Raw genomic sequence first — 12,549 nt, forward strand, 5'->3', positions numbered from 1 at the left:
GTGGCACGCCGGCGCCCGCCCGTCCTATGCTGCGCCGATGGTTCCCACCGCGACCCACCCGTACTTCCTCGACGAAGAAGCGCTGCAGCGCGTGGCCCAGCACGCGCGCGCGGACTACGCGTCGGCCGATCCGTTCCCGCACTGCGTCCTCGAGGACCTGCTGCCGGCCGAGGAGGTCGCGCGCGTGCTGGCCGAGTTCCCCGCGCCGGGCGATCCGGTCTGGTCGCGCTACGAGCACAAGCACAGCGTGAAGTTGGCGCTCAGCGACGACACGAAGATGGGCCCGGACACGCGCCACATGATCGGCCTCTTGAACTCGGCGCCGTTCCTGCGCTTCCTCGAGACGCTGACCGGGATCGAGGGCCTCGTGCCGGATCCGTACCTCGAGGGCGGCGGCTACCACCGCATCGAGCGCGGCGGACGACTCGAGATCCACGCCGACTTCAACCGACACGAACGTCTCAAGCTCGACCGCCGCCTGAACCTGCTCCTGTTCCTCAACCGCGACTGGGACGAGTCGTTCGGCGGCCAACTCGAACTGTGGTCGCGCGACATGCAGCGCTGCGTGAAGAGCGTGCTGCCCGTGTTCAACCGGATCGTCATCTTCAGCACGACCGACGACGCGTACCACGGCCATCCGCACCCGCTGACGTGCCCCGAGGATCGCGCACGCCTCTCGCTCGCGCTGTACTACTACTCGGCCGGCCGACCGGAGCACGAGGTCTCGGACAAGCACTCGACGCTCTACCAGCGTCGTCCCGGCGCGCCGCATCCGAAGGGCGGGCTGCTGCGCCGGGTCGGGCGCGCGCTGCGCGGCAAAGGCTGAGCGGCGAGCGCGAAGCGGCCCGCGACGACGCGTGACACGCCGACGCGGGTCGGTCGCTCGCGCTCACTGCCGCTCGAAGAAGTCGAACATCAGCGGCGTCGCCGGCACGTCGGTGTGCTGCGGCTCGCTCGGGTTCACGATCGAACCGTTGCCGCCCGGCCACGAGTGCCCGCCGTCGAGAGCGAGGAAGTACCAGGTCTCCGCACCGATGGCGGGTGCAGCGGGCGCGGGGGCGACGAAGAGCATCGCAGCGCCGTGGACGTAGGGCGGCAACAGGTCGCAGCTGCCGTTCGCTTCGAGGAACGGGACGAACGACTCGAACTGGCTGGGGAACACTTCGCCGGCGAGACCCGACCCCATTCCGCCGTCGAACGGCACGCGCGTGTCGAGCAGGCCGTGGATAGCGAGCAGCGGCACGCGCGCGGTCGGCGGATCGGTGACCAGCGCTCCACCCACGGGAGCGATCGCCGTCACCAGGTCGGGGCGCTCGACCCCGAGGCGATAGCTCATCATCGCGCCGTTCGAGAAGCCGGTGACGAAGACGCGGTCGGGATCCACGTCGTGCTCGACGACCAGTTGCCCGAGCATGTCGGCGAAGAAGCCCACGTCATCCACGTCGTTCTCGGCGGCGAAGACACAGCAGTCGCCCGCGTTCCAGCTCTGCAGTGCGAACGTGCCCGTCCCGCTCAACGGGCCCGTGCCTTCGGGGAAGACGGCGACCCAACCGCGCGCCTGGGCCTCCTCGGCGACGCCGTAGTTCTCGTACGCGCTGGCCGCGTTGCCACCGCCGCCGTGGAAACAGACGACGAGCGGACGCCGCGCATCGGGCACCGGAGCGGGCGTCGTCGGTTCGAAGACGTGGTACCAGCGCAGGGCGCCGCCGGAGCCGACCCACTCGAGCGAACGCGTGCCGACATCGGGGACGGGCGCGGGATCGGCAGCGGCGGCGCGCGGCGTCCACGCGAGGGACAGGGCGGACGCGGTGAGGACGGCGAGCAGGACGAGCGGGCGCATGGATGGGCTCTGGTGTCGGTGTCTCGGGAGGGTCGCGCTTCCGACGTTCGGACCCGCGACGGCTCCACTTGCACCGTCCGCGTGTGGTGGGGACAGGCGATCCACGTCGAGCTCACGCGCCGCGTCTACAGCTGCAACACCGCGCCCGCGAAGCGCTCCAACTCCGCGAGCCGCTCATCCAGCGCGAGCGACCAGTCGCCCGAGCCGCCGCCCTGGGGAGCGACGACCAGCTCACGCGCGGTGAGCGGAAGGTGCTCGAAGCGGTACACCGGCCCGAGCGTCCCCTCGCGCAGCAGGACGCCCTCGCGAACACGTGACCGCTCACCCATGACGAAGGACAGGGTCGGCACGCTCTCGCGGTCCCGCTCGACGTCCTGCTCGAGCTCGACCTCGAGATGGAAGGTCTCGAACGCCACCGTGGCCGTCGTTCGGCCGGGCGCGAACGTCCGCCGCTCGTCGGCCATGAACCAGGTGCCGTCCACATCGGTGATGAACCACAGCTCGCGGTCGGCGGGCGCGATCAGCTCGCCCCGGCCGTCGCCGTCCAGGTCGACGCTCGACCCACCGAACGCGCCGTTGCCGTCCGCCAGGACCCAGCCACCGACGATCGCCTCGCCGTTGAGAGTGGCCCGCAGGTCGACCGTCGCGGAGACCTCGGTCGCGATGTCGATCACGACCGCGCGCTGCTCGCCCGCGCGGAGATGGAGGTAGACCTGGTCGTTGAAGGAGCTCGACACGATCAGCCGTCCGTCGGCGAGTCGCAGTTCGAGCAGGTGGTCGCCGGGTGTCAGCCCTTCGAGCAGGAACCCGCCGCTCGCGTCGGTGCGGGCCGCGATGTGCCGGCGCGCACCACCGATCACGAGGTGCCCCGCATGATCGTCCGAGGCGCCGAAGCGCAGCTGCCCACGGATCGATGCGGGCGCGACGAGTTCCACGTCGCCGAAGTCACTCGCGACGCCGGGATCGGCCGCCAAGAGCTCGGAACGTGCGACGCGGCCGCTGCTCGGATCGTGCGCCAGGACGAACATGACGTCCTCCACCGCGGCCTCGAAGACGAAGCGTCCGTCCGCATCCGTCGTGGCCCGCGTCAACACATCCGTGAAGAGCGGATCGACGCTGATCGGCGGCAGGGGTCGGTCGAGAGCCCGGACCTCCGGCAGCGAGTAGCCTTCCTGTCGCTTCAGAACCGCCGCGAGCGGGTCGGTCCGCCAGGCCCCGGTCCCGGACCCCTCGGCGTCGTTGAACACGGCCAACTCGCCCAGCACGAGTTCGACCGCCACGCCTTCGACGCCCACCGTTGCGCCGGTGTCCGGATCGCGGGTGACCATGCGGCCGCTCAGACCTCCGAGACGTTCGAGCGCGACGACCTGTCCGGGCGCGGCTTCTTCGCCCGTGACCACGGCGAGCGGCTCGATGGGAGCGATGATCCGCCGGAACCCGGGAGCGGAGACGTCGAGCCGGTCGCGACCCGGGCGCGCGGTGAAGCGATGCACGCCGTCCTGGGTCGCTCGCGGCGCGGGCGGATCGCGTTCCAGGTCGGCCGCCCGCTCGGGGATCCAGCCGTACTCGGGCCGCAGGACGCGCAGAGCGACTTCGGCCAGCGGCTCGCCCGTGTCGGCAGCGACCACGCGGACCGCGCAGAGATCGCCCAGGGACTCGAGCGCGATCCGGACGTCGGTCTCGCCCGGCACCACCCGCACGCCGTCCCGTTGGAAGTGCCCCTTCCCTCGGGCGGAGAGTTCGACGCCCTCCAACTCCGTCACGATGGCCTCGAAGCGTCCATTCTCGTCGCACTCGAAGGTGAAGCCGCGCGTGTAGCCGCGCGTGCTCACGCTGGCGCCCTGCAGCGGCACGCCATCCATGTCGGTGACGACACCACTCACGAGTGGCGCGAACTCGAGCACGAACGCCGCGAGTCGATTGACGCGTCCGGCGACCAACTCCTCACGGCGCACGATCTCGATGAAGCCGCGCTCGCGCACCACGATCTCGCGCACGCCGACCGGGACGTGCGCCAGCCGCCAGTATCCGCCTCGGTCCGAAGGCTCGCGGGTCCAATGGCCCTCGATGCGCAACACGGCGCCCTCGAACGCCGTCCCGTCCGAGCCGAGACACCGGCTCTCGAGCACGCAGGCCGGCAGGAGCGGCACGTCACCCAGATCACTCTCGCCCTGGTGCGCTGCGACGAGCGGCGGGCGGGCTCCCGGCTCGACGCCTCCGGCGAGCAGCTCGCGACGTTGGTGGAACTCGGTCGCCACGAACTCGAGGCGGACCTCCGCGACGTCGGGGAAGGGCGTCTCGAGGCGGAAGCGGCCTTCGGCATCGCTGGTGGACTCGACGCTCCATTCCTCGCCGAGCGCTGCCACGATCGAGGCGCCGGCGAGGGGACGCCAACCTCCCAGTCCGTCTTGCTCCACGGTGCGTCCCACGACGATCGAGTGGGGCGCGGCCGCTGCGACCGTCGCGGCGGACGGCTCGGCCTCGGCGCGTGCGGCCACGGCTGCTCGCGGTGCAGCGAGGCTCGGCGCGGCACCCGGGTCGGTCAATTCGGTCTCGACGGCGACTTCCGGGCCGTCCGTGCTTGCCGGGATCCGTTCACCGGCATCGTCGGAACGGAGCAGCACGACGAGGGCCAGGGCGACGAGCGCCCCCGCGATGGAGAGAACGGCGGACTTGGACATGAGGAGCGCAGAGACCAGGGTGGAGGCGGGAGCGAGGACCGAGGGCGAGGCGGAAGGTGGAGCGGCGGCTGAGGCGCGGCGCCCGAACAGCGAGGTGAACGGCAGGAGGAGCCATCCGAGGCCGAACGCGCTCGGCGGCGGCTCGACGCGGTGCCCGAGTCGCTCGCGCAGGAGCTCGATCCCGCGCCGCAGACGCCAGCGCACGGTGTCCGGTCGCAGCTGGAGACGCGCGGCGATCTCGGCCGGCGTCAGTCCTTCTTCGAAGCGAAGCAGCAGCACCGCTCGCAGCGGTTCGTCGAGCTCGACCAACGTGCGCCAGGCCCGTTCGCGTTCTTCGCCGCGCGCGAGGAGCTCGGCGGTCGACGGCGATGGGTCGGGCGGGGGCCGTTCCTCTTCGCGTCGTCGGCGGCGAGCGTCCGAACGCCGCAGGACCCACAGGGCTCGGCGGAGCGCTCGCGCCAGCGCGTTCCGATCGACGGGTTCGGTCGCACGTCCTTCGGCACCGGCCTCCGTCGCTCGACTCCACGACAACCACACGTTCTGGCACGCGTCGGCGGCGAGGAACGGGTCGCGCGCCAACCGACGGGCGAGTTGCTCGAGCCAACGCACGTCCTCGAGGAGGCCGCCGTCCAGAGCGAGTTCGGTCCCACTGGGATCGGCCGGTCGGTTGCTGTGGTGCTCGTCGCCCATCGTCGAAGGACCAGGGCACCACGGAGCCAGGGATCGCGAGTGGAGATCGTGAGAAACAACGGGGCGCGGACCGGAAGTCGCCGACGCTCGGGTCGATAGGGTGCCCGGCGCGAGGTCCGACCCAGTGAGCAGCGCATCCACCCACAGCCCCGACGACCTGCCCGCCGTACCTTCCGGGGCGGACGTCTGCGACCTCCTCGTCATCGGTGGCGGCCTCGCGGGGCTCGCCGCGGCCGAACGGGCCGCCCGGGACGGCGCCTCGGTCCGACTGCTCGAAGCCGGCTCGCGCGTGGGCGGCGTCGTGGGAACGGAGCGAGTCGCGGGTCCCGACGGCGACTGGCTGTTCGAGTCGGGTCCGCACTCGGTCCCGGGGACCGCGCGCCACTTCGCGGCGGCCGTCGAGCGCCTCGGCCTCGCGGAGCGCGTGGTGAAGAGCCGCGCCGCCGCCGACACGCGCTACCTGTTGTGGCGCGGGCGGCTGCTCGCCCTGCCGTCGTCGCCGCTCGGTCTGCTTCGCACACGGCTCGTCTCGTGGCGCACCAAGCTGCGCTTCCTACGCGAGTCGAAGCGCCCCTGGTCGGCGCCCGCGGACGACCGCGACCCGACGCTCGGCGAACTGGTGACGGAGCGCTTCGGCGCCGACGCGGCCGAGCGGATCGCCGGCGCGTTCGTGCGCGGTGTGTACGCGGGCGAGGCCACGGCGCTCGGCACGCGCTCGGCCTTCCCGCGCCTGTGGGCCGGACTGCTCGAGCACCGTTCGATCCTCGCGTTCCTGCGCGCGTCGGCGGGTCCGGTGCGCACGCGCCTGCACTCGTTCGAGGACGGCCTCGGCGAACTGCCGGCGGCGTTCGCGCGCGCGCTCGGCGAGTGCGTCGAGCTCGAACGACCCGTCGCACGCATCGAACGCGACGCGCACGGTCGGTGGTGCGCCCACCTGGCGGACGGCACGACACGCCGCGGGCGCGCACTCGTCCTCGCGGTCCCGGCCGCCGTCGCCACGGCGCTGCTCGAGCCCGTGCTCGCCGGCGACTCCCGGGCCCGCGCCGCACTCGACGCCGTCGCCGCCACGCGCTCCAACGGGGTGCGTCTGGTGCAACTCGGACTCACGGGTCCGCTGCCCGCCAGCTGGATCGACGGCTTCGGCTTCCTCGTGCCGCCCGACGAGGCGCGGACGCGCGGCGTGCGGCTGCTCGGTGCACTCGTCCCGTCCAACGTCTTCGACGGTCGCGCTCCGAGCGGCGGCGCGACGGCCGCGTGCTTCTACCGACTGGAGGGCGAGGTCGCGGCCGAGTCGCCCGCCGCGACGACCGAACGTGCGCAGCGCGAACTGGCCGCCGCGATCGGAGCGGCGCCGCGTGATCTGCGCGTCGCCACCGCCCGCGCACTCGACTGGCCCGCCGGCGCGGGCGGCATTCCCGAGTACGCTCCGGGGCACGACCGACGGATCGCCGCCCTCGACGCCGCCATCGCTCGTGTCGCCGGAAACCTGGCCCTGGCCGGCAGCTACACTTCCGGCGTCTCGGTGGACGATGTCCTGGCGCGCGGGGAACGCGCCGCCGAGGGGCTCCTGGCCGGTCTCGCCGCGACCGCCTCGGATCGTCCCACCGACCCGCGAACACTGTGAACGAGTACCGGTGATCCAGCTCCTGACCGTCCTGCTGCCGACCGCGTACCTCGCGGTCCTGCTCGCCTACGCGCACGACTTCCGCGCGCAGAGCGAGGACCGGCACACGCGACTGCGGCGGCTCTACTTCTACGCCACGCTGGCGCTGCACGCGGGACTGTTCGCCGCCTACGTGCGCTCGGTGGACGGTCCGCCGCAGTTCGACCGCCTGCACGTGGTGTCCGCGCTCGGCCTGACCACGGGCCTCTTGTACGCGCTCGTCGGCGAAGGCGCGGAGAGCACGCGCCAAGGTCGCGCGGGCGTCGGCCTGTTCGTGGTCGCGCTGGTCTTCGGACTGCAGCTGATCGCGTCGGCGTTCGGTCCGCTGACGGTCGAACCCCACCGCGCCGACCCGACCTTCTACTTCCTGCACGTCGGCACGATCCTGCTGGCCAGCGCGTCGCTCGCTCTGTCGGGCACCTACGGCGGGCTGTACCTGCTCCTGTACCGGCAGATGCGCGGCAAGCGGTTCGGCCCTCTGTACCGCAGCCTGCCCAGCCTGTCCGAACTCGCCTCGCAGATGCGCCGCGCCTCGCTGTTCGCGTGCGTCCTGTTGTTCCTCGGCGTGAACGGCGGGATCGCCTGGGCGCACGCGCGCGACGTGCCGGAGTTCAGCTACTCGCACCCGCTCGTCCTGACCGCGCTGGCCCTGTGCGCGCACTTCGCGTTGGTCGCCTTCTCGCGGCACCTGCCCGGCATGAACCCGCGTCGCGCCTCGCTGGCGGCGACGATCGGGCTCGTCGTCTTCCTCGGGTCGCTGTACTTCGCTCTCGCGCCGGGCAAGTTCCACTGAGCGCACAGCGCACCACCTTCGATCCGTCGTGACCGCTTCCCACCCCGACCTCGAGCGCCAGTTCGCACTGATCGGCCTGTCGCACTGGAGTGCGCCGGTCGACATGCGCGAGAAGCACGCCGTTCCGGGCGATCAGCTCGTGGCGCGCACGCGCGAGCTCGGCGCGGTCGACGGCGTGGACGAGGCGCTGTTGCTGTCGACCTGCAACCGCACCGAGGTCCTGCTCGTCGGTCGCGATCTGTCCGGTGCGTTGACAGCCTTGCGCAGCGGCATCTTCGCGCACGCGGGTCCGCAGCACCTGTACGAGTACCGCGACCTGCACGCGGTCGTGCACCTGATGCGCGTCGGGTGCGGACTCGACAGCCTGGTGCTCGGCGAGAGCCAGATCCTCGGCCAACTGCGCGAGTCCGCCTCCGCCAGCGAGACCGCCGGGACGCTCGGCGACCACCTGCGGCCGCTGCTCGACCAGACCTTCGCGCTCGGCAAGCGCGTGCGCGCCCGTACGAGTCTGGGCGAGGGCACGCTGTCGGTCGCACGCGTCGCGGTCGACATCGCGGAACGCGCCAGCGGACCGCTCGAGGAGTCGCGCGCGCTGATCGTCGGCACCGGTGAGACGGGGATCCTGACGGCGCGCCACCTCGTCGCTCGCGGATCGCGCGACCTGGTCTTCGCCAACCGCACGCTCGCGAACGCCGAGAAGGTGACGCGCGACCTGGGTGGCCGCGCCGTGGGACTCGACGCGCTCGAACGCGAGATCGCGCGCTGCGACCTGGTCGCGGTCTGCGTCGACGGCGGGCGCGTCCTGCACCGGGACCACTTCGAACGCGCGCGCCTCGACCGTCGGGACGCGCCGCTCGTGGCCCTCGATCTCTCGGTGCCGCGCGCGATCGATCCAGAAGCGGCCGAGGTCGACGGCCTCCTGGTCTACGACCTCGACGATCTCGCCCGGGTCGTGGCCGAGAACCGCCGCGGACGCGAGGCGGCCACGCGCGAGACGAGCGAGATGCTGCTGGCCGAGGTCGCGAAGTACCTGGCCCGGCGACGGGTCGCGCGTGCGGCGCCGCTCCTCTCCGGGCTGGGCGAACGCTTCGAGGAGGTCCGCTCGGCCTACCTGTCCGAGGCCGGGGTGGCTGAGGATCCGCGCGCCCGCGAGTTGGCCGTCGAACTGTCGCGCCGCCTGCTGGACGCGGCCTTCGGAGCGGTCAAGAACGGCCTGCGGGGCGGCAGCGGGGACGAACTGCTCGACCGCGCCTACCGCAGCTATCTCGATCAACGTTGATCGCCGGCCGGCCCTCGCGCAGGATCGGCGCCCGATGAAGCTGCGACTCGCGACCCGCACCAGCCCGCTCGCCCTGTGGCAGGCGCACACGGCCCGAGCCGCGCTCACCGCCGCCTGGAGCGACGCCGAGTGTGAACTGGTCGAAGTCACGTCGTCCGGCGACTTGGACCTGACCTCGCCGCTGTCCGAGTTCGGTCGGATCGGCATCTTCACGGTCGAGGTCGATCGCGTCGTGATCGCGGGCGCCGCCGAGGTCGCGGTGCACTCGTGCAAGGACATGACGACCGAGCTCGACACGGGCACGATGCTGTCGGCGACGCTCGGTCGCGGCCCCGTCGAGGACGCGATCGTCACGGCCGGCGGACGCGCCAGTGGGCCCACGTTCGACGAGCTTCCCGCCGGTGCTCGCGTCGCGACCAGCAGCGCACGGCGCCGGGCGATGCTGCTCGCGGCGCGGCCCGACCTGGTGCCGGTCGAGATCCGCGGCAACGTGCAGACGCGGCTCGACAAGCTGGCGCGCGGCGAGGCCGAGGCGCTGATCATGGCGCGCGCGGGGCTCGAGCGACTGGGTCTCGACGACCGCATCAGCGACGTGCTCGACACCGAGCGCTTCCTGCCCGCCACCGGTCAGGGCATCGTCGCGCTGACGGTGAAGCACGGGAACTGGCCCGTCCACGAGCGCGTGCAGGCGGCGCGCGACCTCGAGTCCTGGGACGAGGCGATCTGCGAACGCGCGGTCCTGCGCGAGTTGCGCGGCGGATGCAGCGCTCCGGTCGGCGTGCACGCGCGCGTCGTCGAAGGCGTGATCGCCGTGCGCGCGCGCATCCTGGCGCCCGACGGGTCGCGCGCGATCGAAGGCTCGATCGGCGGCGCGCGCGACGACGCCGAGAGTCTCGGGCGCACGCTCGGAGAACAGCTCGTGGCCGACGGAGCGCGGGAGCTGATGCGGTCGTGAACGGTGCGCCGCGCATCTGGGTCACCGGGCCGGTCAAGCGCCTGACCGCCTGGTGCGCGGCGGCGCGACAGGCCGGCTGGGAACCGATCGCCGAACCGCTGATCGAGATCGTGCCGGCGCCCTTCGACTGGCCCGCCGAACACGAGCGCTTCGACTGGCTGTGCGTGACGAGCGCGAACGCCATGTCGAGTCTCGCGCCGCACGTCGCGCGCCTGGCCGGCGTCCGCGTCGCCATCGTCGGCGCCGCGACCGAAGCCGCCCTGCGCGCCCTCTCGAGCGACCTCCCGCTGGCCGTCACGCTCGGACCGGCCGACGAGAGCAGCGAGCTCGAACGACTGTGGGAACCGCACCTCGTCGCGGGCGAGTCGGTCCTGTGGCCGCGGTCGGATCTCGCCGACGAGATCGGGCGCTGGCTGAGGAGTCGGGGCGCGGTGGTCCACGACCCGGTCGCCTACGTGAATCGTCCGCGCTACGAGGTCGACCCGCCCGAGTGCGACGCCGTGTTCTTCGCGAGCCCGAGCGCGGTCCACGCGTTCGCCGCCAACCGCGCGCGTCCGTGCACCCACCTCGGGATCGCGATCGGGAGCACGACGGCCGGCGCGATCGAAGCGCTGCAGCTCGACGAACCGGGTCGGATCGGGAGGCTCGACACCCTGCTCGACGTGTCGCCGCACGCCCTCACCAAGCTCCTCTCGGGCGACGCGTGACGCGCGACGGTCGGGGCCGCGCTGCGCACTTCGCTTCCGATCGCGCCAGCGGGATGGACTTCCGTAAGTGCATCGGCGGAGCCCGCGTAGCTCGTTCCTGAACGGCGCCCGAACACCGTCGTCGAGATCCAGAGCGAAGACCCCTTCCGGGAAGCGGGTAGACCGGATCCAATCGTGGGTCCGGGTCCGCCCGGCGCACCGGCTTCCCGTGCGGTGCAGTCCCGACCCGCTCGCCCATCGATCCACTTCGGCTCCACATCATCGCCATGAGTTCGTTCTCCTTCGCGCGCACCGCGTGCGCTCTCGTCGCCATCACCGGCACCGCCTTCGCTCAGAACGGCGCAGAGGACCAACGTCTGGTCCCCAACATCATCGCCGCCGACGACCTGTTCGGCTTCGAGGTCGACGTCAGCGGCGATCGCATGATCGTCGGTGCCCCGCTCACCGACCGCGTCAGCCTCAACGACGGCGCGGCCTACATCTACGACCGCCAGCCGAACGGGGATTGGACCTTCACGGCCGAGCTCCTGTTCACCACGCCCGACCAGGACGACTTCTTCGGCTACGACGTGGCGATCGACGGCGATCGCGCGGCGGTCAGCGCTCTGCTCGACGACGACATCAACATCGATTCGGGCGCGGTCTACATCTACGAGAACCAAGGTGGAGGCGTCTGGAACGAGGTCGCCAAGATCACGGCCGCCGACGGCATGGGCAACGACCAGTTCGGACGCTCGGTCGCACTCGACGGCGACCGCATCGCCATCGGCGCCTGGGGCGTGAACAATGCTCGCGGCGCCGTCTACGTGTACGACCTCATGGCCGGCACCTGGACCCTGAACCGGAAGCTGGAGGCCACGGGCGCCGGTCCGGGTGACCAGGTCGGTATCGCCGTCGACCTGGACGGCAACTACGTGATCGGCGGCAGCAACCTCGACGACCACACCGCGACCGCGGACGCTGGTTCGGCCTACATCTGGGAGTTCATCCCGGCCCAGAACAACTGGCGCGAGCGCGCCAAGCTCGTCGCGAACCCGCCCGGCCAGAACGACAACTTCGGCATCGCCGTCGCCATCGACGGCACCCGCGCCGCCGTCGGCAACCCGGGTCAGGACAGCGGCGGATTCGTTCAGAACGGCTCCGTCCACGTCTTCGAACTCAGCGGTGTGGCCTGGCCCCAGGTCGACGAGTTCTCGGCCGCGAACGACGCGACGTCGAACCAGTTCGGCTACGGCGTCGCGCTCGACGGCGATCGCATGCTGGTCGGTGGCAACGCCGCGAACAACCAGCGCGGTGCCGCCTACTACCTCGAGCGCCAGTCGGGTGGCACGTGGCTCGAGATCATCGAGCTCGAGGCCAGCGACGCCATCGACGGCGACTTCCTCGGCGAGACCGTCGCCATGAGCGGCGACAACCTCGTCGCCACGGCCTACGGCAAGGACTTCGGCGGCACCCCCGCCGTCGGTCAGGTCTACACCTACACCGTCGGCACGATGTTCCACGGCCCGTCGGAGATCTCGCTGGCGCCCGGCGGCGGACACGACCTGCTCATGCGCGCTGGTCCCGCCTTCGGTGGACAGCTCTTCCTGATCCTCGGCAGCGCCAGCGGCACCTCGCCCGGCCTCCCGGACCCGCAGACCGGGATCATCGTCCCGCTGAACTTCGACTCGTACTTCCAGTCCGTGGCGACGGCCGGGGCCACCTACCTGTTCTTCCCGTGGTTCGGCTTCCTCGACGGCAACGGCAGTGCCAACTCCGTCTTCGGTCTGCCCCCCGGATCGAACCCGTCGTTCGCCGGCATCGAGCTCGACCACTGCGCGATCATGATCGACCTGTTCGGCACCGGCGTCCTGAGCCTGGCCACCAACCCGGTCCACGTCACCCTGGTGCCGTGAGCGCGGAACGGCTGACCTGAGTCGGTCTCGAACCGACCGGTCGAGG

The 12,549-nt window shown here is 71.8% G+C and carries 9 protein-coding genes; 7 read left to right on the forward strand and 2 right to left on the reverse strand.

The features are described 5' to 3' along the window. The first annotated feature begins 37 nt into the window (after positions 1-37). Positions 38-826, forward strand: a complete 789-nt coding sequence (locus Pla163_RS17950) for a 2OG-Fe(II) oxygenase (RefSeq protein ID WP_145191941.1) — start codon at positions 38-40, stop codon at positions 824-826. 63 nt (positions 827-889) lie between these two features. Here the strand turns inward: Pla163_RS17950 and Pla163_RS17955 are convergent, their stop codons facing one another. Both Pla163_RS17955 and Pla163_RS17960 read right to left on the reverse strand, forming a co-directional pair. Beyond that, positions 890-1,840 (reverse strand): CE1 family esterase, encoded by a 951-nt coding sequence (locus tag Pla163_RS17955; RefSeq protein ID WP_145191944.1) that lies wholly within the window; start codon positions 1,838-1,840, stop codon positions 890-892. A gap of 125 nt (positions 1,841-1,965) precedes the next feature. Next, on the reverse strand, positions 1,966-5,211 hold the full coding sequence (locus Pla163_RS17960; protein ID WP_419186113.1) for a sigma-70 family RNA polymerase sigma factor: 3,246 nt from the start codon (positions 5,209-5,211) through the stop codon (positions 1,966-1,968). Positions 5,212-5,335: 124 nt separating this feature from the next. Between Pla163_RS17960 and hemG the strand changes: the two genes are divergently transcribed. The 6 genes from hemG (at position 5,336) to Pla163_RS17990 (ending at position 12,503) form a co-directional block, all read left to right on the forward strand. Then, positions 5,336-6,835 (forward strand): protoporphyrinogen oxidase, encoded by a 1,500-nt coding sequence (gene hemG, locus Pla163_RS17965; RefSeq protein ID WP_419186114.1) that lies wholly within the window; start codon positions 5,336-5,338, stop codon positions 6,833-6,835. A gap of 10 nt (positions 6,836-6,845) precedes the next feature. Then, positions 6,846-7,667 (forward strand): cytochrome c biogenesis protein CcsA, encoded by an 822-nt coding sequence (gene ccsA / locus Pla163_RS17970; protein WP_419186115.1) that lies wholly within the window; start codon positions 6,846-6,848, stop codon positions 7,665-7,667. A 28-nt stretch (positions 7,668-7,695) separates the two neighbouring features. Beyond that, entirely contained in the window at positions 7,696-8,946 is a 1,251-nt protein-coding gene (gene hemA / locus Pla163_RS17975) for a glutamyl-tRNA reductase (RefSeq protein WP_145191955.1), read from the forward strand. Positions 8,947-8,980: 34 nt separating this feature from the next. Then, on the forward strand, positions 8,981-9,901 hold the full coding sequence (gene hemC, locus Pla163_RS17980; protein ID WP_145191958.1) for a hydroxymethylbilane synthase: 921 nt from the start codon (positions 8,981-8,983) through the stop codon (positions 9,899-9,901). Further along, positions 9,898-10,608, forward strand: coding sequence for a uroporphyrinogen-III synthase (locus tag Pla163_RS17985; RefSeq protein ID WP_145191961.1), 711 nt, complete (start codon positions 9,898-9,900; stop codon positions 10,606-10,608). The genes hemC and Pla163_RS17985 overlap by 4 nt, the downstream gene beginning before the upstream one ends. A 266-nt stretch (positions 10,609-10,874) precedes the next feature. Continuing rightward, positions 10,875-12,503, forward strand: a complete 1,629-nt coding sequence (locus Pla163_RS17990; RefSeq protein ID WP_145191965.1) for a hypothetical protein — start codon at positions 10,875-10,877, stop codon at positions 12,501-12,503. The last annotated feature ends 46 nt before the right edge of the window (positions 12,504-12,549 follow it).

This window comes from Rohdeia mirabilis, assembly GCA_007750655.1.
Lineage (GTDB): Bacteria > Planctomycetota > UBA1135 > UBA1135.